This window comes from Kineococcus gurbantunggutensis (assembly GCF_050871925.1).
Taxonomy (GTDB): domain Bacteria; phylum Actinomycetota; class Actinomycetes; order Actinomycetales; family Kineococcaceae; genus Kineococcus.
On the sequence record NZ_JBJLSG010000036.1, the window covers coordinates 1 to 21,119 of the forward strand.

23 protein-coding genes are annotated in these 21,119 nt (G+C 77.2%); 11 read left to right on the forward strand and 12 right to left on the reverse strand.

Annotation, left to right across the window (positions count from 1 at the left end; translation table 11 throughout):
• Positions 1–48: 48 nt before the first annotated feature.
• On the reverse strand, positions 49–1,563 hold the full coding sequence (locus ACRYR7_RS09260; protein WP_432571792.1) for an LVIVD repeat-containing protein: 1,515 nt from the start codon (positions 1,561–1,563) through the stop codon (positions 49–51).
• 103 nt (positions 1,564–1,666) lie between these two features.
• Between ACRYR7_RS09260 and ACRYR7_RS09265 the strand changes: the two genes are divergently transcribed.
• Positions 1,667–2,314, forward strand: coding sequence for a DUF305 domain-containing protein (locus ACRYR7_RS09265; protein WP_432571793.1), 648 nt, complete (start codon positions 1,667–1,669; stop codon positions 2,312–2,314).
• Positions 2,315–2,341: 27 nt separating this feature from the next.
• Here ACRYR7_RS09265 and ACRYR7_RS09270 read toward each other — a convergent pair whose 3' ends face one another.
• Complete coding sequence (locus ACRYR7_RS09270) at positions 2,342–4,306, reverse strand: anthranilate synthase family protein (protein ID WP_432571794.1); 1,965 nt, start codon at positions 4,304–4,306, stop codon at positions 2,342–2,344.
• Between the two features lie 298 nt (positions 4,307–4,604).
• On the opposite strand from ACRYR7_RS09270, the gene ACRYR7_RS09275 reads away from it, so the two are divergent.
• Positions 4,605–5,990 (forward strand): glucose-6-phosphate dehydrogenase, encoded by a 1,386-nt coding sequence (locus ACRYR7_RS09275; protein ID WP_432571825.1) that lies wholly within the window; start codon positions 4,605–4,607, stop codon positions 5,988–5,990.
• Positions 5,987–6,505, forward strand: a complete 519-nt coding sequence (locus ACRYR7_RS09280; protein WP_432571795.1) for a GNAT family N-acetyltransferase — start codon at positions 5,987–5,989, stop codon at positions 6,503–6,505. The genes ACRYR7_RS09275 and ACRYR7_RS09280 overlap by 4 nt, the downstream gene beginning before the upstream one ends.
• 37 nt (positions 6,506–6,542) lie before the next feature.
• On the opposite strand, the gene ACRYR7_RS09285 is transcribed toward ACRYR7_RS09280, so the two are convergent.
• The 5 genes from ACRYR7_RS09285 to hisN form a co-directional block, all read right to left on the reverse strand.
• On the reverse strand, positions 6,543–6,941 hold the full coding sequence (locus tag ACRYR7_RS09285; RefSeq protein WP_432571796.1) for an HNH endonuclease: 399 nt from the start codon (positions 6,939–6,941) through the stop codon (positions 6,543–6,545).
• A gap of 113 nt (positions 6,942–7,054) precedes the next feature.
• Complete coding sequence (locus ACRYR7_RS09290) at positions 7,055–7,744, reverse strand: SemiSWEET family transporter (RefSeq protein WP_432571797.1); 690 nt, start codon at positions 7,742–7,744, stop codon at positions 7,055–7,057.
• Positions 7,745–7,832: 88 nt separating this feature from the next.
• The gene (locus tag ACRYR7_RS09295) at positions 7,833–9,014 is read right to left on the reverse strand and encodes a mechanosensitive ion channel family protein (protein WP_432571798.1); all 1,182 of its coding nucleotides are present in this window, start codon (positions 9,012–9,014) and stop codon (positions 7,833–7,835) included.
• Between the two features lie 219 nt (positions 9,015–9,233).
• A complete protein-coding gene (locus ACRYR7_RS09300; RefSeq protein ID WP_432571799.1) occupies positions 9,234–10,013 on the reverse strand; it encodes a CPBP family intramembrane glutamic endopeptidase in 780 nt (259 codons plus the stop codon).
• A complete protein-coding gene (hisN, locus tag ACRYR7_RS09305; RefSeq protein ID WP_432571800.1) occupies positions 10,010–10,843 on the reverse strand; it encodes a histidinol-phosphatase in 834 nt (277 codons plus the stop codon). Before hisN ends, ACRYR7_RS09300 begins: the two co-directional genes overlap by 4 nt.
• Positions 10,844–11,031: 188 nt before the next feature.
• Here hisN and ACRYR7_RS09310 point away from each other — a divergent pair, with 188 nt between their 5' ends.
• Positions 11,032–11,760 carry a vitamin K epoxide reductase family protein gene (locus tag ACRYR7_RS09310; protein ID WP_432571801.1) on the forward strand — a complete coding sequence of 243 codons (729 nt, stop codon included), beginning with the start codon at positions 11,032–11,034 and terminating at the stop codon, positions 11,758–11,760.
• A gap of 263 nt (positions 11,761–12,023) precedes the next feature.
• Entirely contained in the window at positions 12,024–12,302 is a 279-nt protein-coding gene (locus tag ACRYR7_RS09315) for a DUF732 domain-containing protein (RefSeq protein WP_432571802.1), read from the forward strand.
• Positions 12,303–12,312: 10 nt separating this feature from the next.
• Here ACRYR7_RS09315 and rsgA read toward each other — a convergent pair whose 3' ends face one another.
• The 3 genes from rsgA to ACRYR7_RS09330 form a co-directional block, all read right to left on the reverse strand.
• The gene (gene rsgA / locus ACRYR7_RS09320; protein ID WP_432571803.1) at positions 12,313–13,404 is read right to left on the reverse strand and encodes a ribosome small subunit-dependent GTPase A; all 1,092 of its coding nucleotides are present in this window, start codon (positions 13,402–13,404) and stop codon (positions 12,313–12,315) included.
• 7 nt (positions 13,405–13,411) lie between these two features.
• Complete coding sequence (aroA, locus tag ACRYR7_RS09325; protein WP_432571804.1) at positions 13,412–14,782, reverse strand: 3-phosphoshikimate 1-carboxyvinyltransferase; 1,371 nt, start codon at positions 14,780–14,782, stop codon at positions 13,412–13,414.
• Positions 14,783–14,879: 97 nt separating this feature from the next.
• Positions 14,880–15,419 carry a DoxX family membrane protein gene (locus tag ACRYR7_RS09330; protein ID WP_432571805.1) on the reverse strand — a complete coding sequence of 180 codons (540 nt, stop codon included), beginning with the start codon at positions 15,417–15,419 and terminating at the stop codon, positions 14,880–14,882.
• Positions 15,420–15,500: 81 nt separating this feature from the next.
• Here ACRYR7_RS09330 and ACRYR7_RS09335 point away from each other — a divergent pair, with 81 nt between their 5' ends.
• The 3 genes from ACRYR7_RS09335 to rsrA all read left to right on the forward strand — a co-directional run bounded on the left by ACRYR7_RS09335 (position 15,501) and on the right by rsrA (position 17,409).
• A complete protein-coding gene (locus tag ACRYR7_RS09335) occupies positions 15,501–16,265 on the forward strand; it encodes an SOS response-associated peptidase family protein (RefSeq protein WP_432571806.1) in 765 nt (254 codons plus the stop codon).
• A gap of 74 nt (positions 16,266–16,339) precedes the next feature.
• Positions 16,340–17,107 (forward strand): sigma-70 family RNA polymerase sigma factor, encoded by a 768-nt coding sequence (locus ACRYR7_RS09340; RefSeq protein ID WP_432571807.1) that lies wholly within the window; start codon positions 16,340–16,342, stop codon positions 17,105–17,107.
• The gene (gene rsrA / locus ACRYR7_RS09345) at positions 17,104–17,409 is read left to right on the forward strand and encodes a mycothiol system anti-sigma-R factor (protein ID WP_432571808.1); all 306 of its coding nucleotides are present in this window, start codon (positions 17,104–17,106) and stop codon (positions 17,407–17,409) included. Before ACRYR7_RS09340 ends, rsrA begins: the two co-directional genes overlap by 4 nt.
• An 84-nt stretch (positions 17,410–17,493) precedes the next feature.
• On the opposite strand, the gene ACRYR7_RS09350 is transcribed toward rsrA, so the two are convergent.
• Positions 17,494–17,568: a 50S ribosomal protein bL37 gene (locus tag ACRYR7_RS09350; protein WP_099052597.1), complete on the reverse strand. Its 75-nt coding sequence runs from the start codon at positions 17,566–17,568 to the stop codon at positions 17,494–17,496.
• Positions 17,569–17,668: 100 nt separating this feature from the next.
• On the opposite strand from ACRYR7_RS09350, the gene ACRYR7_RS09355 reads away from it, so the two are divergent.
• Positions 17,669–18,799, forward strand: coding sequence for a type IV pilus twitching motility protein PilT (locus ACRYR7_RS09355; RefSeq protein WP_432571826.1), 1,131 nt, complete (start codon positions 17,669–17,671; stop codon positions 18,797–18,799).
• A gap of 29 nt (positions 18,800–18,828) precedes the next feature.
• Here ACRYR7_RS09355 and ACRYR7_RS09360 read toward each other — a convergent pair whose 3' ends face one another.
• Positions 18,829–18,999, reverse strand: a complete 171-nt coding sequence (locus ACRYR7_RS09360) for a hypothetical protein (RefSeq protein ID WP_432571809.1) — start codon at positions 18,997–18,999, stop codon at positions 18,829–18,831.
• A 101-nt stretch (positions 19,000–19,100) separates the two neighbouring features.
• On the opposite strand from ACRYR7_RS09360, the gene ACRYR7_RS09365 reads away from it, so the two are divergent.
• Together ACRYR7_RS09365 and ACRYR7_RS09370 are read left to right on the forward strand one after the other, a co-directional pair.
• Positions 19,101–20,168: a GlxA family transcriptional regulator gene (locus tag ACRYR7_RS09365; RefSeq protein ID WP_432571810.1), complete on the forward strand. Its 1,068-nt coding sequence runs from the start codon at positions 19,101–19,103 to the stop codon at positions 20,166–20,168.
• The gene (locus tag ACRYR7_RS09370; RefSeq protein ID WP_432571811.1) at positions 20,165–21,094 is read left to right on the forward strand and encodes a YihY/virulence factor BrkB family protein; all 930 of its coding nucleotides are present in this window, start codon (positions 20,165–20,167) and stop codon (positions 21,092–21,094) included. The genes ACRYR7_RS09365 and ACRYR7_RS09370 overlap by 4 nt, the downstream gene beginning before the upstream one ends.
• Positions 21,095–21,119 lie beyond the last annotated feature (25 nt).

Genomic DNA, 21,119 nt, shown 5'->3' on the forward strand with positions numbered 1-21,119 from the left:
CAGCGGCCGCCGACGGCGACCGCTGCGCACCGCGCGGGTGCGCTCCGCTCAGCCGCGGGGCCGGTCCCAGCCGCCGCCGCCCCAGCCGCCGCCCCAGCCGCCGCCGCCCCAGCCGCCGCGCTCGCCGGTCTCCGGCTGCGTCTGGACGTTGAGCCGGTCCAGGCGCACCTTGCGCGCCTGACCGGTGGCGCGGTCGTCGAGGGCCAGGACGTCCAGGCCCTTCTGGATGTCGCTGGAGTAGACGTGGCCGTTGTAGTAGTACGCCGACCACGAGCCGCCCAGGACCAGCTCGGTGGCCGAGAGCGGGCCGCGCTCCCAGAAGGCGATCTCCTTCGGCCGCGTGGAGTCGGTGAAGTCCCACACCGAGATCCCGCCCTGGTACCAGGCCTGCACCATGATGTCGCGCCCGGCCACCGGGATCAGCGAGCCGTTGTGGGCCACGCAGTTCTCGGTGGTGGTGTTGTCGCGCGGGATCTTGAAGTAGCTGCGCCGCTCCAGGGACCTGCCGTCGCCGGTCCCGGTGATGTCGTAGATCGCGTCGGCGCCGAACTCGTCGCTGACGGTGGGCAGGCAGGTGGCCGCGCCGCCGCCGCCGAGCTCGTCGGTGAAGACGACCTTGGTGCCCTCGTTGTTGAACGTCGCCGAGTGCCAGAACGCGAAGTTCGGGTCCTGCACGCGCTCGATGACCCGCGGGGCCACCGGGTCGGAGATGTCCATGAGGATCCCGTCGCCCATGCAGGCGCCGGCGGCGAGGTCCTTGGCGGGGTAGACGGTGATGTCGTGGCAGCCGGCGGTGGCGCTGCGGTTGGCGATGCCGGTGGGGTGCGGCGTCCCGCCGGCGTTGCCGCCGTCGGGGAACAGCACCGGCTCGGCGACCACGGACGCCTGCTCGGGCGCGTCCAGCGGCACGCCGACGATGGAGATCAGGTCGTGCGGCGGGGCGCAGTCGGGGTAGTCCGCGCGCGGGCCGTACGAGGAGACGTACAGGTACGCGGTGTGCGAGGCCTCGTCCGGCAGCAGCGTGTGGGTGTGCGAGCCGCACTTGGTCTCCACCGCCGAGACGTACCGCGGGGAGGCCGGGTCGCTGACGTCGAAGACCTTGATGCCCTCCCAGGAGTCCTTCTGGCTCGCCGGCTGCGCCGTGCTGGAGCACGAGGCGTCGCTGCGGCTGGAGTCGGTGGACAGGAACAGCAGGTCGCCGTAGACGCTGACGTCGTTCTGCGCGCCGGGGCACAGCACCTGGCTGACGATGCGCGGCTTCTGCGGGTGCTTGATGTCGTAGACGGTGAAGCCGTCGTAGTTGCCGACGTAGGCGAGGTCGCCCTGGAAGGCCATGTCGGTGCCGAACGAGCTCGTCCCCTCGAAGCCCTGCTGCTTGGGGACGTTCGCGATCTGGCGCAGGTTCCTGCTGGAGGAGACCTGGTCCACCCCGGGCGTGCCGGAGGGCTCGGGGGGAGCGGCCGCGGCGGCGGGGGCGCCGAGGCCCAGCAGGGTTAGCGACAGGCCGGCGGCGGCGAGGCGGCGACGGGGGCGCCGCGCGGTGGTGCGGGGGGGAGCGGTCACGTGAGCCTCACTGTTCGTGGGGGTAATGACACGCAGTGTGTACTGATTCACAACGTTCGTACAGCCTTGACCTGGAGGTCACCCAGTGGGTAGACACCGTCCGGTGAAGCGCCCCACCGGTGCCGTGCTCCTGTGCGCCGCCGCCCTGCTGGCCGGCTGCACCGGCTCCGGCGCCGACCTGCCCGCGCCCACGGCACCCGTCCTGCTGCCGCAGGGGCCCGGCGAGCCGGCGGCGACCACGACGGCCGCCCCGCCCGTGCAGGAGCCGCCGCCCGCCGAGGCGGACGTGGAGTTCGCCGCCATGATGGTGCCGCACCACCGCCAGGCCCTGCGGATGGCCGAGCTGGCGCCCGAGCGGGCCCGCGACGAGGGCGTGCGCACGCTGGCCGCCCGCATCGCCGCCGGGCAGGGCGCCGAGATCGACGTGCTGGAGAGCTGGCTGGACGAGCGCGGCGGCGTGGCCGGGGCCGCGGCGCTGCAGGACCACCACGGCGCCGGCGAGGCGCACGACATGCCCGGCGCCGTGACGCCCGCGCAGCTGCAGCAGCTCGCCGAGGCGCGCGGCGCGGAGTTCGACGCGCTCTTCCTCGAGCTGATGATCCCCCACCACGAGGGCGCCCTCACCATGGCCGCCGAGGCGCTCGACGGGGGCACCGACGTGCGCGTGCAGGAGATGGCCGCCGACGTGGGCGTCACCCAGGAGGTCGAGGTCCAGCGGATGCGCGAACTGCTGGAGCGGGTGCGCGCCTGAGGCGCGCACCCGCCCGCCCGGCGGCCCTCAGGCGCCCGTGAGGGGCTGCACCAGCGAGCGCAGCAGGTCCGGGCCCTGCAGCGTCAGCACCGACTCCGGGTGGAACTGGATGCCGGCGAAACCCCGCCCGCGCAGCGCCACCACCTCGTCGGCGGGGCCGGTGGACACCTCCGTGCCCTGCGCGGCCAGCCGCGCCAGGGCCTGCTCGTCGACGCGGGCGGTGAAGGAGTTGTAGAACCCCACGGTGGCGCGGCGGCCGAACAGGTCGACCTCCAGCTGCGTGCCCTGGTGCGGGGAGTCCTTGCGCCGCAGCGGCAGGCCCAGCGTGCCGGCGAGGAGCTGGTGGCCCAGGCACACGCCCAGCAGCGGGTTCCCGCCGCCGCGGGCGGCGGCGCTCAGGTCGCGGGCCAGCCCCTGCAGCCGCGCGATGCGCGCGTCGGAGGAGTCCTCGGGGTCGCCGGGCCCGGGGCCGATCACGACCAGGCCGCGGTGCGCGGCCAGCGCCGCGTCCAGGCCGGGGTCGTCGTAGCGCAGCACCCGCGCGCGCAGCCCGGCCGAGGCGAGCAGGTGCACCAGCATCGAGGTGAAGGTGTCCTCGGCGTCGACGACGAGCGCCTCGCCCAGCGGGGCGCCGTGCGGGACGGCCTGCGGCTCCAGCCAGAACCGCGCCAGCCGGTCGCGGCGGCCGGCCAGCAGCGAGGCCACCCGCGGGTCGGCGGACAGCGGCACCCGCCGCGCCGGCGCCCCCGCGCCGCCGGCGCCGCTGCGCGCCTGCGGCGGCAGCGCCCCCAGGGCGCGCAGCACGCCCGCGGACTTCGCGTGCGTCTCGGCGACCTCGCCCTCCGGGGTGGAGCCGCGCACCAGGGTGGCGCCCACCGACACCCGCACCCGGCCCGCGCCGTCGGCGCCGGTGCGCACGTCGGCGGTGCGGATGAGGATGGGGGAGTCCAGCGTCTGCGCGCCCTCGCCGTCGCGGCCCAGCAGCGCCAGCGCCCCGGCGTAGTAGGCGCGCCCGGAGGGCTCGAACCGCTTGATGACCCGGCACGCGCTCTGCAGCGGGCTGCCGGTGACGGTGGCGGCGAACATGGTCTGCCGCAGCACCTCCCGCGCGTCCAGGGTCGACTGCCCGCGCAGCTCGAACTCGGTGTGCGCCAGGTTCGCCATCTCCCGCAGGTACGGCCCGTGCACCGTGCCGCCCAGGTCGCCGACGGAGCACATCATCTTCAGCTCCTCGTCGACCACCATGAACAGCTCCTCGACCTCCTTGGGGTCGGTGAGGAACTCCACCAGGCCGTCGGCGTCCGGGCCGGAGGCCGGGTAGCGGTAGGTGCCGGAGATCGGGTTCATGACGACCTCGCCGCGGGCCATCCGCACGTGCACCTCCGGGCTGGCGCCCACCAGGGTGCGCGAGGTGCCGCCCGGGCCGGGCACGTGCACCACGAACGTCCAGTAGGCGCCGTGCTCGGCCACCAGCAGCCGGCGGAACAGGCTCAGCGCGGTCTCCGCGGAGAAGCCGTCGACCACCCCGTCCACGTCGCGGCGGATGACGAAGTTCGCGCCCGAGCCCTGCGCGATCTCCTCGTCGATGATCCGGCGCACCACGTCGGCGTACTGCTCGTCGGACAGGTCCGGGGCGACGTCGCGCAGGGGCACGTCGGCGTCGGGCAGCACCCGCAGCGCCTCCTCCAGCGCGACCTCCTCGGCGCGCTCGACCCGCAGCACCTGCAGCGGGGTGCCGTCGTCGTGCACCTCGAAGCCGCGCTCGCGCAGCTGGCGGAAGGGCACCAGCGCCAGCGCGTCGGCCACCGGCGAGCCGGGGGTGCCGGTGGGCAGCGGCACGTCGGCCAGGTGCTCCACGGTGGTCACGGGCCCGCGCAGGACCTCCACGGGCCCGGGCTCGCCGGTGCGGGGGTCCAGCCGGCGCAGCAGCGCGAACGGCGCCTCGCCGCGCAGCAGGTCGGCGACGAGCGCGGCGGGGTCGGGGTGCGGCACGGGGGTTCCTCTCGGTGGGGCTGGCGCGGCCGGCCGTCGAGGGGGCCGTCCCGGGGGTGGGCCTCCTCGACGAGGCGGCCACCGGGACGGGGGAGCGTCAGGCGACCGCCGACACCCACCACCACGCACCGCTGCGCGCGCGCGGGCAGGGACCCGATCGCGCGGAGCTCGTCGTGGTGGTCACGGGCGGCACCCTACTCTGCGCCGCTGCGCGCGGGGCAATAGCGTCTGCTGCGTGACCGAGACAGCGCAGTCCCCCCAGCACTCCGCGGGGGACGACAAGCCCACGGTGTTCGTCATGTTCGGCGCGACGGGCGACCTGTCGCGCCGGCTGGTGATGCCCGCGTTCTTCCAGCTCGCCAAGCTCGGCCGGCTGCCGCAGCGCTGGCGCCTGATCGGCAGCAGCCGCGGCGAGATGTCCCACGAGGACTTCCGCGGCTTCATCCGCGAGGCGCTGGAGGAGTTCGGCCCGCAGCCCTCCGAGGGCCCCTGGGACGACTTCGCCGAGCACCTGCTCTTCGCCAGCGGCGGTTTCAGCGCCGAGGACGCCGGCGCCCTGCCCGGCGTGCTGGCCGAGGCCCGCGAGCAGCTCGGCGCCGAGGACGTGCAGCTCGTGCACTACCTGGCGATCCCGCCGGGCGCCTTCCTGGCGACCACGCGCGCCTTCGAGGCGCACGGCCTGGCGGCCGGCTCCCGCGTCGTCTACGAGAAGCCCTACGGCACCTCGCTGGCCAGCTTCGAGGAGCTCGACGCGGAGGTGCAGCGCGTCTTCGACGAGGAGCAGGTCTTCCGCATCGACCACTTCCTCGCCTTCGAGGCCGCCCAGGACCTCATCCACGCCCGGCTGGCCAACCCCTGGCTGGCGGGGGTGTGGAACCGCGAGCACGTCGCGCAGGTGCAGATCGACATCGCCGAGACCCTCGACGTGGCCCAGCGCGCCGACTTCTACGACGCCACCGGCGCGTTCCTCGACATGATCGTCACCCACCTGTTCCAGCTGGCCGCGACCGTCGCCATGGAGCCGCCGGCGGACCTGCGCCCGCGGACGGTGCAGGCCGCGCGCGACGCGGCGGTGCAGCGCTTCCGCGAGCTGGACCCCGACGAGGTGGTCCTGGGGCAGTTCGAGGGCTACCGCGACATCGACGGCGTGGCCGACGGCTCCTCCACCGACACCCTGGCCGCGGCGCGGCTGTGGATCGACGACGAGCGCTGGCGCGGGGTGCCGTTCCTGCTGCGCAGCGGCAAGAAGATGGCCGCCGACGAGCAGCGCATCACCCTGGTGCTCAAGCCCCCCGCCGAGGGCCCGTACGCGGCCGTCGAGGGCGGCGAGAGCGGCGGCGAGCCCGCCGCGATCAGCTTCTCGCTGCTGCAGGGCGGCTCGCTGGACGTGCGGGCGGCGGTGCGCCGCCCGGGCGTGGAGGGCGGCACCGTGCTGGGCACGGCCAGCCTGCCGCTGGACCGTTTCGAGGGCACCGAGCCGGCGCTGCCCTACGCGCACCTGATCGACCACGTCCTGTCCGGCGACCGCTCGCTGTTCACCGGCGTGGAGGGCCTGCGCGCCGCGTGGCGCGCGATCGAGCGGTTCTCGCAGCACCGCCCGGCGGTGCTGCCGTACGCCGAGGGCACCTGGGGCCCGGACGAGGTCGACCGCCTGGCCGAGCCGGGGGAGTGGTTCCTGCGGTGAGCCCCGCGCCGGGCGCGGCACCCGCCGCGGTGCTGCGCCCGGCGCGCCCGCAGGACGCCGGTGAGCTGCTGACCGTGCAGCGCGCCGCGTTCGTCGCCGAGGCGCAGCGCTACGGCGACCCGATGCTGCCGCCGCTGCGCGAGGACCTCGCCGCGGTGGCCGCCGCGATCGCCGACCCGGACGTGGTGGTGCTCGTCGCCCTGGTGCCCCGGCCCGGCGGCGGCGAGCGCCTCGTGGGGGCGGTGCGCCTGCGCGTGGACGGCGAGCGCGGGCACGTGGGCCGGCTGTGCGTGGCCCCCGACCAGCAGGGCCGCGGCACCGGCTCGGCGCTGCTGGCGGCCGTGGAGGCCGCCGCCCCGCCGGGCGTGCGCACCTTCGCGCTGTTCACCGGCGCGGGCTCGACGGCCACCGTCGCGCGCTACGAGCGCGCCGGGTACGTGCGCACCGGCGCCGGCGCCGACGACCGCGGCGTCGCCCTGGTGCACCTGGCCAAGACCCGCCCCGCCGGAGCCTGAGGCCCGCACCCGGCGGGTGCGCGCCCTGCCGGTGCGCTCACGCCGCGTCGTCCACCCGGCGCACCCGGCGCAGCTGCGCCTGCACGTAGGGCCGGGCCCGGCGCTGCCCGCCGCGCGCGGCGATGGCCGCGTCCAGCTCCTCCAGGCGCCGGCGCAGCCACGCCGGGTCGGCCGGCCAGCCGCGGCGGCGGCACTCCAGCAGCCAGTCCACCGGGGACAGGTGCCCGCGCTCGCCGTTGCAGCGCCGGCAGGCCGCGGCCTCGTTCTCCAGCCAGGACGGCCCGCCCTTGACCCGCGGCACCAGGTGGTCGGTGGTCGGGCGCACCAGGCGGCCCAGCTCCCGCCCGCACCACACGCACGCCGGCCCGTCGCGCGCCACCGCCCGCTCCAGCCGGTCGGCGCGCGCGGGCTGCCCGGGGTGCGCGTGCCCGTCCACCGCCCGAGCCTCGCACCCGCACCGGGCGGCGGCACGCGGGAGGGGCGCCCCTCGGCGCGCGAGCGCCCCGCTGGGCGCCGACGCCGCGTCGGCGCGGAGCCCGCCCCCGCCGCTCAGGCGGCCAGCGCCACCACCGGGCGCACCAGCAGCTGACCGGGCAGGCCGAACCGGCCGGCGTGCAGGACCCGCACGACGTGGCGCGGGGGCAGGCGGCGGGAGAGCACCACGCCGGCCAGCAGGACGGAGACGAACGAGCACACGACCACGGAGGGCTGGCCGGTCGCCGCCCCGTACACGGTCCACAGCGTCGCGGAGAGCTGGGTGAGCACGTAGGTGCCCGGCGCCAGGCCGGCCAGCGAGCCGCTGCCGAACGCGGTGCGCACCTGCGGCAGCATCCGCACCAGCGAGACCACCGTGGCCAGCACGCCGACCAGGGCCGCGCCGCCGACGAGGTCGGCGACCGCGACGAGGGGGGCCCAGGCGGCGACCGCGGCGACCGCGCCGCGCAGCGGCACGCCCAGGCGGCGGGCGGCCAGGACCACGGTGACGACGGCGCAGCCCAGGCCCGGGACGTTGCCGACCAGCTGGGCGGGGTCCATCAGCAGCAGGCCGTAGGTCAGCCACGTGCCCGAGCCCAGGGCGCCCAGGACGGCGGAGGAGAAGGACAGGCCGCTGGCGTCGGGCGAGCGGACGAGCTGGACGATCTGGGGGACACCGGTGACGACACCGATGGCGGCGGCGAGCAGACCGAGCGAAGAGATCAAGGCGTCGATGGGCACGTGCCTGTTCTTCGTCCGGGTCACTACCCCCTCTTGACCACGATCGCCACCCCGCGGCGTGTGGCACTCGTCACACCCGGTTCGCCACCGGCGACCGGTCGGCGGCGAGCGGTCAGCGGCGCAGGCCGCGGTCCACGGCCGCGCCGTCCAGGCCGCGGGCGAAGCCGTGCGCGCCGCCGTGCGCGCCCTCGCCGGAGGCGTCGCGCGAGGCGTCGCGCGAACCCTGCCGCGGCAGCCGCGCGGCGCCGCCCTCCAGGCGCACCTTCGGCAGCGCCTCGGGGTGCTCGCGCTGCAGCAGCGTCACGACCTCCTCGCGCACCGCGCAGCGCAGGTCGAACAGCTCACCGCTGGAGTTCGCGCTCACCAGCACCCGGAAGGAGACCGCGGAGCCGCGCGCGTCGGTGACCTGCACCGCGAGCACCTTGCCGTTGAACAGCGGGTGCTCGCGCACGTACCGCTCGGCGTGCTCGCGCACCCGCTGCACCGGCACGTCCCAGTCCACCTCGAAGTCCACGGTCCCGGTCAGGTCCGCGGAGCTGCGCGTCCAGTTCTCGAACGGCGTGCTCGTGAAGTACGTCGAGGGCAGGATCATCCGCCGCTGGTCCCACAGGCGGACCACCACGTACGTCAGCGTGACGTCCTCGACGTTGCCGAACTCGCCCTCCACCACGACCGCGTCGTCCACGCGCAGGCCGTCGGTGAACGCGATCTGCAGGCCGGCGAACACGTTCGCCAGCGACGTTTGCGCCGCCAGGCCGGCCACCACGGACAGCAGGCCCGCCGAGGCCAGCACGCTCGTGCCCACCCCGCGCGCGCCCGGGATCGTCATCAGCATCACGGCCGCGGCCACCACGACGATCAGCGCCACCACCAGGCGCTTGACGAGCGTGACCTGCGTACGCCGCTGCCGGGCGCGCAGGTTGTCCTGCACGTCGATCCGGTACCGGCGCAGCACCACGTCCTGCACGACGTTGGCGGCCACCACCGCCAGCCACGCCACGAACGCGACGACCGCCATCTTCAGCACGAAGAACGTCGGGGCGCGCCAGGCCGCCGGGCCGGTGTAGACGTTCAGCGACACCTGCACGGCCAGGGTCCCCAGCAGCCCCGCCAGCGGGCGTCTGCCGCGCTGGGCCACCCGGACCAGGACGTCGTGGTGGCGGCCGAGGCGGCGCACGAGCAGGGCGAGCAGCTCCCCGGCCAGCACGGCGACGGCCGCGGAGGCGGCGGCGACGGCGAGCGTCAGCCACACGGACGTGCTGATGGACGGTGCTGCGGAGACGAGCGAGAGCACTGCGGGCGGCTCCTCGGGATCGGGGACGGGGACGTCGGCGTCCTTCGGACCGCTCCACCGTAGGCGCTCCCCGGCCCGCCCGGCGGACCGAGCCCGCCGCGCGGACCGGGCCCGCGCGGCGACCCTCACGAGGTCCTCACACCGCCTCCCCCGCACGGCCCAGCCCCGTCACGCGCAGCGCCCGGGCGTGCTCGGCCGGGCGTGCTCGGCCGGGCGCGCTCAGCCGGGCAGCCAGCTCACCCGGCCCACCAGCAGCGCGTAGCCGACGAAGGCGACCACGTCGATCGCGGTGTGCGCCACCACCAGCGGCATCGCCCGGCCCCAGCGCCGGTACACCCACCCGAACACCAGGCCCATCGCGACGTTGCCGACGAACCCGCCCAGCCCCTGGTACAGGTGGTAGGAGCCGCGCAGCAGCGCGCTGACCAGCAGCGCCGGCACCCAGCGCACCCCCAGCTGCGCCAGGCGGTGCAGCAGGTACCCGGCGACCAGCACCTCCTCCAGCAGACCGTTCTCCGCCGCCGCCAGCACCTGCACGGGCACCGCCCACCACACGTCCGGCAGCGCCGAGGCGGCCACGTTCGTGTTGAACCCCGCCGCCCGCGAGCCCAGGTAGAGCACCAGCCCGCAGCCGCCGATCACCGCCGCCAGGCCCAGCCCGCCCAGCAGGTCCCGGCCCGGGCGCCGCCCGTCCACCCCCAGCGTGCGCAGCGACTCCCCGCCGCGCGCCAGCAGGTAGGCCACCAGCAGCACCGGCGCCAGGCCCGAGGCCACCGAGACCAGCTGCAGCGCCAGGTCCAGCCACGGGCGGTCCGGGGCGTAGCTGCCCAGCACCGTGGACGTCTGCGCGTTCAGGGCCTCCGGGGCGGTGACCAGGCCGACGAAGCGCACCAGCGCCCGCACCCCGCTCATCCCCAGGGAGACGGCGAAGACCGCCACGACCTCCCACGCGAACAGCCGGCGCTCGCGCGGGTCGGTCACCACCGCCGGCGCGCTCACGGGGCCGCCGGCACGCCCAGGTGCTCCAGCGCCGCCGCGTGCAGGTGGCCGTTGCTGGCCACCGCGTCGCCGCCGTGCGGGCCGTCCACCCCGGCGCGGGAGGTGAAGCGGCCCCCCGCCTCGGTGACGATGGGCACCAGCGCCGCCATGTCGTGCAGCGCCAGCTCCGGCTCGGCCGCGATGTCCACCGCGCCCTCCGCCAGCAGCATGTACGACCAGAAGTCGCCGTAGCCGCGGGTGCGCCACACCCGGCGCGACAGCTCCAGGAAGCCGTCCAGGCCGCCGCGCTCCTCCCACCCGCTCAGGGAGGAGTACGCGAAGGAGGCGTCCGAGAGCTCCGTCACGCCGCTGACGCGGGTGCGCGTCGCCGTCGACAGGCTGCGCCCCGTCCACGCCCCCGAGCCGACCGCGGCCCACCAGCGCCGCTGCAGCGCCGGCGCCGAGACCAGGCCCAGCACCGGCTCGCCGTCGTCGAGCAGGGCGATGAGCGTGGCCCACACCGGCACCCCGCGCACGAAGTTCTTCGTGCCGTCGATGGGGTCCACCACCCACTGGCGCGGGCCGTGCCCCACCAGGCCGAACTCCTCGCCCAGCACGGCGTCGCGCGGGCGGGTGCGCTTGAGGGAGGAGCGGATCAGCTCCTCGGCGGTGCGGTCGGCGTCGGTGACCGGCGTCAGGTCCGGCTTGGTCTCCACCGCCAGGTCCAGCGCCCGGAAGCGGTCCATGGTCACCCCGTCCACCTGGTCGGCGACCACGTGCGCCAGGCGCAGGTCGTCGTCGTAGCGGGGACGGGCCGCCGGGGCGGCGGGCGGGGTCGACGCAGCGGGCACGGCGCGAACCTACCGCCCCGCCCGCGCGCCCCCGCCGCCCCGCGCCGGGCGCCCCGCGACCCGTCCAGCCGGCACCCAGGTCGGCCGAGGATGCTGGGAGGGGGCGCGCCGGCGCCCACCACCCACGCACCACCCACGCACCACCCACGCACCAGTCACGCACCAGCGAGCCAGAGCACGGAGGGGCGATGCCCGGGACCACGGCGGCCGCGCAGCACCAGGGCGGCGAGCGCGACGAGCGGCCCCCCGCCGCGCCGGCGGCGGGACCGGGGGAGCGCGGGGAGCCCGGCGGGCCGGGCGCGGCGGGGGAGCGGCACCTGTCGCACCTGCCCGTGCGCCCGCGCGCCCGCGGCCTGCTGCTGGCCCTCGGCGGCGCGGTCGGCTTCCTCGCCTCGATGGTCCTCACCGTCGAGCGCTTCCGGCTGGCCACCGAGCCCGGCTACCGGCCCAGCTGCAGCGTCAACCCCTTCATCTCCTGCCAGACGGTCATGGAGAGCGCGCAGGCCGCGCTGTTCGGCTTCCCCAACCCGCTGCTGGGCATCGGCGCCTTCGCCGTCTCCGGCACCCTGGGGGTGCTGCTGCTCTCCGGGACCGCCCTGCCGCGCCGGGTGGAGCGCGGCTACCTGCTCGGCATCACCCTCGGCGCGGTCTTCGTCGCCTGGCTCGTCGTGCAGGCGCTGTTCTCCATCCACGCCCTGTGCCCGTACTGCATGGTGGTGTGGGCCGTGGTGGTGCCCACCTTCTGGGTCAGCCTGGCCGACGCCCTGGACCGCGGCCTGCTGCCGGTGCCCCGCGCGCTGCGCGGCGCGGCGCGCGCCGTCGTGGACTTCCGGGTGCTGCTGGTCGTGCTGACCCTGGCCGCGATCGCGGCGGCGGTGGGCGTGCAGTTCTGGAGCTACTGGGTCACGCTGCTCTGAGGGGGCGCGCACCGGCGGGCCCCGCACCGCTCCGGGGAGTCCTTCGTGCGCACCGCCCTGCTCCCCGCACCCGCCGCGGCCGCCGCGCTCGTGGCGCTGGCCGCGCTGAGCGGGCTGGGCGCCTGCGCCACCGGGGGGCGGGGGCGGCGGGGCCGCGCCCCCCCCCCCCCCCCCCCCCCCCCCCCCCCCCCCCCACCCCCACCCCGGCCTCCGCCGCGCCCACCGGGCCGGCCCCCGCGCAGCCGCCGCCGGCCACGCCCGGCGTGCCCGCCGAGCCCGGCCCGGCGATCACCTCGCCCAGCCCCGAGCAGCTCGACCGGCTCGTGACGGCGGCCGCCTCCATCAAGCCCGGCCTGGTGGAGAACGCCGACACCCTCGCGCGCCGCGCCGACAGCACCTGCCTGGACCTGCGCGAGGGCGCCGACCCCGCGGCCGTGGTCTCCGACGTGCAGCGCCGCTTCAGCGGCGGCGGCGCGGACGGCCTCACCGAGGACGAGGCCGCCCGGCTGGCCGAGGCCATCCGCGCCACCGTGTGCCCCTGACCGCGCGCGCCTAGTCGTCCGGGGCGTCGCGGTCGTGCGAGCGGTCCCGGTCGCGCTCGCGCGGGCGGTCCTCGTCGCGCTCCCCGCCGCGCCGGGCCGCCAGCAGCCGCCGGAAGGAGGCCAGCCGCGCCGGGCCCGCCGTGCCCGCCCGGCCGGAGGCCACCCACTCGTCCAGCGCGCAGTCCGGCTCGTCGTGCGTGCACCCGCGCGGGCAGCCCTCCTCGCCGGGCAGCAGGTCCGGGAAGGCGTGCAGCACCGCCTCCGGCTGCACGTGCGCCAGCCCGAAGGAGCGCACCCCGGGGGTGTCCACCACCCAGCCGTCCCCGCCGGGCAGCGCCAGCGCCGCCATCGAGGTGGAGGTGTGCCGGCCGCGGCCGGTGACGGCGTTGACGTGCCCGGTGGCGCGCCCGGCGTCGGGCACCAGCGCGTTGACCAGGGTGGACTTGCCCACCCCGGAGTGCCCCACGAGGACGCTGGTGCGCCCGCGCAGCCGCTCCAGCACCCCCTGCAGGCCCACCAGCTCCCCGTCCGGGCCGCGGGAGGTCACCACCGCGTCCAGGCCCAGCGGGGCCCACGTCGAGAGCACCTCCTCCGCCGGGCGCAGGTCGCCCTTGGTCAGGCACAGCAGCGGGCGCATCCCCGCCACGTACGCCGCGACCAGGCAGCGGTCCACCATCCGCGCGCGCGGCTCGGGGTCGGCCACCGCGGTGACCACCACGAGCTGGTCGGCGTTGGCGACGACCACGCGCTCGACGGGGTCGGTGTCGTCGGCGGTGCGCCGCAGCACCGTGCGCCGCTCGTCGATGCGCACGATGCGCGCCAGGGTGTCCGGGCGCCCGGAGACGTCGCCCACCAGGCCCACCCGGTCGCCGACGACGACGCCGGTGCGGCCCAGCTCGCGCGCCCGCATCGCCGTCACCGCGCGCTGCGCCGGCGCGCCCGGCTCGACCAGGCACGTGGAGCGGCCGCGGTCCACGGCCACCACCAGCGCCGGCACCGCGTCGGCGTGCGCGGGGCGCTCCTTGGTGCGCGGGCGCGAGCCGCGCGGGTTGGGCCGCACCCGCACGTCGTCCTCGTCGTAGCGGCGCCGGCGCTCGCTCACGGGCGCCTCACCGGCCCGCCACCGCCCCCGGGCCGGCGAGCATGGCCGCCCACATGCCGGGGAAGTCCGGCAGCGTCTTGCCCGTCGTGGCCACGTCCTCCACGAGCACCCCGTCCACGGCCAGGCCGATCACGGCGGCCGCGGTGGCCATGCGGTGGTCGGCGTAGGTGCGGAAGACCCCGCCGTGCAGCGGGCGCGGGCGCAGCAGCAGCCCGTCGGAGGTCTCCTCGGCGTCCCCGCCCAGGGCGTTGACCTCGGTGACCAGCGCCTTGAGGCGGTCCGTCTCGTGCCCGCGCAGGTGCGCGACGCCGCGCAGCCGCGTCGGGGTGGACGCCAGCGCCGCCAGCGCGGTGATCACCGGCGCCAGCTCCCCGGCCTCGCGCAGGTCCAGGTCCAGCCCGTACAGCTCCCCGGTGCCCCGCACCACCAGCCCGTCGCGCTCCAGCGCCACGTCCGCGCCCATCTGGTCCAGCACGTCGCGCAGCAGGTCCCCGGCCTGGGTGGTCGCCTGCGGCCAGCCCGGCACCCGCACCCGCCCGCCGGCCACCGCGGCCGCGGCCAGGAAGGGCCCGGCGTTGGACAGGTCCGGCTCCACGTGCACGTCCAGGGCGTTGACCTCCCCGGGCTCCACGGCCCAGCGGCCCGGCACGGCGTCGTCCACGACGACGCCGGCGTCGCGCAGCACCTCCACGGTCATCCGCACGTGCGGCGCGCTGGGCAGCTCCGGCCCCTCGTGCACGACCTCCAGGCCGTCGCGGCAGCGCGCGCCCACCAGCAGCAGGGCGGAGACGAACTGGCTGGAGCCGGAGGCGTCGATGCGCACCGACCCGCCGCGCAGGCCCCCCTCCGGCCCGCGCACCGAGAAGGGCAGCAGGCCCCGGCCGCCGTCCTCCACGACCGCCCCGAGCTGGCGCAGCCCGTCCAGCACCGCGCCCATGGGGCGCTCGCGGGCGCGCGGGTCGCCGTCGAACTCCACGGGCCGCTCCGCCAGCGCCGCCACCGGCGGCAGGAAGCGCATCACGGTGCCGGCCAGGCCGCAGTCCACGCGCCCGCCGCCGGTGACCGGGCCGGGGTGCACCAGCCAGTCGCCGGCCTCCAGGGCCTCCGCGCCGGGGTCGCCGCCGGCGGTGATCCGGGCGCCCAGGGCGCGCAGGCCCTGCGCCATCAGGGACGTGTCGCGCGAGAGCAGCGGCGCGCGCAGCAGCGAGGGGCGCTCGGCGAGCGCGGCCACCACGAGGTAGCGGTTCGTCAGCGACTTCGAGCCGGGCACGGCGACCACGGCGTCCAGCGGGCCCGCCGCGCGGGGGGCGGGCCACAGCTCGGGCGCGGCCGGGCTCGGCCGTGACGGGGGGACGGCGTCGGCTGTCGTCGGGCTCACGCGGGCATCCTCGCAGGAGCCCCGGCGGACCTCGACCCGCGGGCGGTGCGCGCGGGCCGGGGTCCGCCGGGGCGGCGGGGGCGGTGGCGGGAGGGGCTCAGCCGACCTTGGCGGCGGCGATCCGCAGGTCCTTGCGGCCGGACTCCGCGGCGTGCGCGGCCTCCCGGGCGGCCAGCGCGGCCAGGCGCTTGGCGTCGCGCCCGGCGCGCCCGGCGCGCCCGGCGCGCCAGGCCACGCCCGGCTTGCCGGCGGTGTCCACGGCCGCCAGCAGCGCCGCGCCCAGCAGGCCCACGTCCTTGAGGAAGTCGCCCAGGACCTCCGAGCGCACGCTGCGGTCCTTCTCCGTCCAGAAGGGGTGCGCCACGTACGAGGTGGGCGCCGCCGTGGCCGCGAGCACCGCCGCGGACAGCCGGGGCGCGCGGCCCAGGCCGAAGAGCACGCCGGCCGCGGCCATCGCCGCGCCGTTCAGGCGCACCAGCAGCACCGGGTCCTGGGGCAGGTGCAGCGGCCCGGCGATCCGCTCGGTGAGCGGCTCGGCGGCCGGGGCCAGGTCCGCGGCGCCCCGCACCTGGTCGATGCCGGTCTTGATGAAGATCGCCGCGAGCATCGGTCGGGCAACGCGTCGCACCAGAGTCATGGGAGTTGCCTACCGCACCGCGCCCCGCCGCGCACCCGCCGGGGCGCGCCGGTGTCGGCGGCGCGTGCCAGGGTGTGGCCCGTGCGCGCCTCCCCGGACCTGCCCTCCTACGCCCTGCGGCGGGACGTCGACGAGCTGGTCGCGGAGTTCGAGGTCGAGGAGGTCGCCCCCGGCGCCCTCGCGCCCGCCGACCCCGGCGCGGACCCCGGCGCGGGCCCCCGCACGGGCCCCGGCACGGGCCCCGGCACGGACCCCGACGCGGGTCCCGGCGACGGCGCCCCGGCCGGCGCGGCGCCGGGCGGCACCGCCCCGGTGGTGCTCGAGCGCTTCCGCAGGGGCGAGCCGGACGCCCCGCCCAGCCGCTCGCTGCGCCCGCTGCGCTGGGGCCTGGTGCCGTCCTGGGCGCCGGACGCCGCCGCCGGCCCGCGGGCGGCCGGCGCGCGCGTGGAGACGCTGCTGGCCGAGCGCTCCACCGGGGCGGCGGCGCTGGCGCGCCGGTGCCTGGTGCCGGCGGACGCCTGGCGCGGCCCGGCGCGCGGCGGCGAGCAGCCGCCCGCCCTGCGCGGGGCCGACGGCTCGGTGCTGTCGCTGGGGGGCGTGTACGAGTTCTGGCGCGACCCCGCGCTCGCCCCGGGCGACCCGGCCGCCTGGGTGGTGAGCTTCGCGGTGGTCACCGCCCCCGCCGCCGGGCCGCTGCCCGCCCGGGTGCCGCTGGTGGTGCCGCGCGACCTGCGCGACGCGTGGCTGGACCCCACCCTGGACGAGGCCGAGGACGTCGCCGCCCTGCTGGCGGCGGTGCTCGCCGCCGGGCCCGGGCTCGTGGCGCAGCCGCCCGCCGGCCCCTGAGGCCCCCGCCGCCGCGCACCGCGGCGGTGCGCGCGTGACGGAATGGTGACGCGGGCGGGGGCGTTGTGGCGGTCATGCTGGTGGCTGAGAAGACGGGTGCACGCACCGCGTCCCGGCGCGCCGCGGGCCCCCCGGGCAGGCGCGACGAGCGCGGACCCGCGCGCGGCGCGGCGGGCGTCGTGGGCGCGCGGCGCGGCGAGGGCCTAGGCTCGACCGCGATGACCGAACAGACCTCGAGGGCACCCTCGGAGGAGAGCGCCGACGAGCGCGCGGCGCGCTTCGAGCGCGACGCGCTGCCCTTCCTCGACCAGCTCTACTCCGCGGCGCTGCGCATGACGCGCAACCCCTCCGACGCCGAGGACCTCGTCCAGGACGCCTTCGCCAAGGCCTACGCGGCGTTCCACCAGTACGCGCCGGGCACGAACCTCAAGGCCTGGCTGTACCGGATCCTGACGAACACGTACATCAACACGTACCGCAAGAAGCAGCGCGAGCCGCAGCAGTCCCACTCCGACGAGATCGAGGACTGGCAGCTGGCGCGGGCGGAGTCGCACACCTCCTCGGGCCTGCGCTCGGCCGAGACCGAGGCGCTGGACCACCTGCCCGACTCGGACGTCAAGCGGGCCCTGCAGCAGGTGCCCGAGGACTTCCGCATGGCGGTGTACCTCGCCGACGTCGAGGGCTTCGCCTACAAGGAGATCGCCGAGATCATGGGCACCCCGATCGGGACCGTGATGTCGCGCCTGCACCGCGGCCGGCGCCTGCTGCGCGAGCTGCTGCGCGACTACGCCGCCGACCGGGGCGTCTCGGGCGCCGTGCGCGTGGGGGAGGGGGCGTCGTGACCGCGCCGCAGGAGCAGGAGCAGCAGGTCCAGCTCGCCGCGAGCGGCGAGGTGGCCCTGAAGCAGGAGTGCCGCGAGGTCCTGGACCGCGCCTTCGAGTACCTCGACGGCGAGATGGCCGACCTGGACTGCGAGCGGCTCAAGGCCCACCTGGCCGAGTGCGCGCACTGCCTGGCCCAGCTCGCCGAGGACGAGAAGCTCAAGCGCGTCATCCGCGAGGGCTGCCCGTGCGAGACGGCGCCGACCCAGCTGCGCGCGCGCATCCTCGTGCACATCACCGAGGTCGGCACCTCCGTGCGCTGACACCCGCCGCCCGCCGCGCGGGCGGGACGACGAGAGGCCCCGGACCGGGTGGTCCGGGGCCTCTCGTCGTCCTCGAGCGCTGGCTCAGGCGTTGGGGCGCTTGCCGTGGTTGGCGGCGTTCCCCTTGCGCGAGCGGCGCTTGCGGCCTCGCTTGCTCATGAGCTGCTCCTCCCTGTCGAGATCTCCTGGCTCCCATGGTCCCACGGGGTGAGGGGTGCTCAAGGTCCCGGGGCGATCACCCGATGCGGGCGGGGTGACGATCGCGCAGACCACCGGGGTGCCCGCCGCCGCGGCGCAGCAGGGCGGCGCCGAGCCCCTCATCACCCCCTACCTGCGGGCGCTGGTGGAGCTGCGCGGCTCGGACCTGCACTGCAAGGCGGGCTCGCCGCCGCGGGTGCGCATCGACGGCCGGCTGCGCCAGCTGCAGGCGCCGGCGCTGACGGCGGAGGACACCGGGGAGATGCTGCGGCAGATCCTGCGCCCGGACCTGGTGGAGGAGTTCGCCCGCACCGGCGAGGCCGACTTCGCGCACAGCCTGCCCGGGGGCGGGGGGCGCTTCCGCGTCAACGCCTTCCGCCAGCGCGGCGCGGTGGGCCTGGTGCTGCGCCGGGTGGCCGCGCAGGCCGTGCCGCTGTCGGCGCTGGGGGTGCCGCCGGTGCTGGAGCAGCTCGCCCTGGAGCCGCGCGGGCTGCTGCTGGTGACGGGCCCCACCGGCTCGGGCAAGACCACGACGCTGGCGGGGATGATCGACCACGTCAACTCCACCCGCGAGAGCAACATCGTCACCCTCGAGGACCCCATCGAGATCCTGCACTCGGACAAGATGTCCCTGATCAGCCAGCGCGAGGTGCGGCTGGACACCGCGGACTTCACCACGGGGCTGCGCGCGGCCATGCGCCAGGACCCCGACGTGATCCTCGTGGGGGAGATGCGCGACACCGAGACGGTCAAGGCGGCCCTGTCGGCGGCGGAGACCGGCCACTTCGTGATGTCGACGCTGCACACCATCGACGCCGCCGAGACGATCTCGCGGATCATCGACTTCTTCCCGCCGCACGAGCAGAAGCAGGTGCGCCTGGCGCTGGCCGGCTCGCTGCGCGGCATCGTCTGCCAGCGCCTGGTGCCGCGCGCCGACGGCCGCGGGCGGTGCGTGGTGATGGAGGTGTGCGTCAACACCGGCCGCGTCGCCGACGCGATCGCGGACCCGGAGAAGACGCACCACATCACGGACCTGATCCGCGAGGGCGGCTACTACCGGATGCAGACGTTCGACCAGCACCTCGTGACGCTGGTGCGCGACGGGGTCGTCACCCTGGAGGACGCCCAGCAGGTCGCCACCAGCCCGCACGACCTGGGCGTGGAGCTGCGCCGCCTGGGCCTGGTGGCCTGAACCCGCGGCCCGCCGGGCCGCGGGTCGCCTCAGCGGGCGGGGGTGCGCCGGCGCGCGCGGTCCGGCCGCGGCGCCTCGTCGAAGGAGGCGGCCGTCCAGCCGCCGCCGGCGCGGGTGTCGGCGCCGAAGAACCAGGCCAGCGGGCCCAGCAGCGGCGGGACGAGGAGGACGGCGAGCCAGAACCAGTCGGAGGAGGTCACGCCCCGAGGGTGCTCGCGCTGCACCCCCGCCGTGGAGTGGCAGGTCTGCCGACGTTCGTCGTCATCCTGCCAATCGCGCCGGGCGCTGGCACACTGGCCGCGTGCACCCCCTGCGCTCGGTCGCCGTGGTCGTCGGCGAGGGTTTCTCCACCTTCGAGTCGGCCATCCCCTGCGAGGTCTTCGGCATCGACCGCACCGGCGACGGCGTGCCCGCCTTCGACTTCGCCGTGTGCTCGCCCGGCGGGCGCCCGGTGCGCTCGGCGCAGGGCTTCACCCTGACCCCCGACCACGGCCTGGAGCGCGTCGACGCGGCCGACCTCGTCGTCGTCGGGCCCTCGCGGGGCCTGCGCGGGCCCGGGGCCGCGGTGCTCGCGCCCCACCTGGACGCGGCGCTGGCGCGCGGGGCCACGGTCGCCAGCCTGTGCAGCGGCGCCTTCACGCTGGCCGCCGGCGGGTACCTCGACGGCCGCCGCGCCACCACGCACCACCGCTACGCCGCCGAGCTGGCGCGCGAGTTCCCCGCCGTGCGGGTCGTGCCCGACGTCCTGTACGTGCAGGACGGGCCGATCGCCACCAGCGCCGGCACCGCCGCCGGCATCGACCTGTGCCTGCACCTGGTGCGCGAGGCCCACGGCAGCGCCGTGGCCACCGCGATCGCCCGGCGCATGGTGGTGCCCCCGCACCGCGACGGCGGGCAGGCCCAGTACGTCGAGGCGCCCGTGCGCCCCTGCGCCGACGAGTCGCTGCAGCGCGCGCTGACCTGGGCCACCGCCCGCCTGGACCAGGAGCTGGACGTCGCCCGCTGGGCGCGCGCGGCGGCGATGTCCCCGCGCACCTTCGCCCGCCGCTTCCGCGCCGAGACGGGCGTGACCCCGCACCGCTGGCTGCTGGAGCAGCGCGTGGGCGCCGCGCGGCTGCTGCTGGAGGACGGCGACGAGGGCGTCGACGAGGTCGCCCGCCGCTGCGGGTTCTCCTCCGCCGCCATGCTGCGCCAGCACTTCCTGCGCCTGGTGGGCACCACGCCCACCGCCTACCGCCGCGCCTACCGCGGCGCCCGCGCCCCGCTCGCCACGACCTTGACCGTCCCCGCCGCCCCGGCCGCCCGCGCCGCCCGCGCCGCCCGCGCCTCCTCGGCCGTCCGCGCCCCTGCCGTCCCGGCCGGCGCGTGAGCACCGCCCCCGGCCCCGCCGGGCGCCGGGCCCCCGGGCGCGTGACGTGGCTGCGCTCGCTGTTCGCCGACGTGCGCACCCGCCTGCACGGGCACGACCTGTCCCTGGTCTCGGCCGGGGTGACGTTCTACGCCGCCATCGCCCTGGTGCCCTCCCTGGTCGTCGCGGTGCGCCTGCTCGCCGCGGTGCTGGGGCCCGCCCGCGTCGTCGAGCTCGGCGACGCCGTGGGGCAGGCGCTGCCCACCGCGCAGGGCGCGGGCAGGGTCGTCGGCGACCTGGTGCGCACCGCCGTGGACGTGCGCTGGCTGGCGGTGCTCGTCGCGCTCGTGCCGGCCACCGTGTACGGGGAGGGCCTGCGCCGAGGCTTCGCCCGCGTCAGCGTGCGCCACCCCGAGCCGCCCCCGGCGCCGGTGCGCGGGCGCATCGGCGCGTGGGGGGTGCGCCTGCGCGCCGCGCCGCTGCTGCTGCTGGCGCCCGTGGGGTTCCTCGCGGTGCTGGAGGTCGCCCCGTTCCTGGTGCGCTGGTTCGGCTCCGGCGGCCTGCCCGGCTCCGTGCTCGCGGTGTACGTCGCCCTCAACGTGGACTGGCTCGTGGTCTCCCCGGTGCTGGTGTACGTCTACCGGGTCCTGGGGCCGGTGCGGCCGGGGTGGCGCGCCAGCCTGTGGGGCGGCTACGCCACCGGCGCGTTCGTCTCCGGCTTCCTGCAGGGCTTCGTGCTGTTCCTGGCCATCCCCGTCGACCTCGGCTCGCCGTTCGGCGGGTACACGCAGGTGGGCGGCGCGGTGGCGGTGTGCCTGTGGCTGTGGGTGTTCACCGCGCTGACCGTCTACGGCTACGCCGTCACCCTGGAGCTGCAGCGCCGCTTCGACGCGCCGCCGGACCTCTCCCCGACGGCCGCGCGCACCGCCTCCCGCCCGGGCCGCTGAGCGGCCGGCCCGGGCGGCGGGCGCG

Coding starts and splice junctions, on each gene's coding strand:
- ACRYR7_RS09310 (WP_432571801.1), top strand. CDS start 11,032: ATGCCCGGGACCACGGCGGCCGCGCAGCACCAGGGCGGCGAGCGCGAC.
- ACRYR7_RS09275 (WP_432571825.1), top strand. CDS start 4,605: ATGTTCGGCGCGACGGGCGACCTGTCGCGCCGGCTGGTGATGCCCGCG.
- ACRYR7_RS09330 (WP_432571805.1), bottom strand. CDS start 15,419: ATGACTCTGGTGCGACGCGTTGCCCGACCGATGCTCGCGGCGATCTTC.
- ACRYR7_RS09340 (WP_432571807.1), top strand. CDS start 16,340: ATGCTGGTGGCTGAGAAGACGGGTGCACGCACCGCGTCCCGGCGCGCC.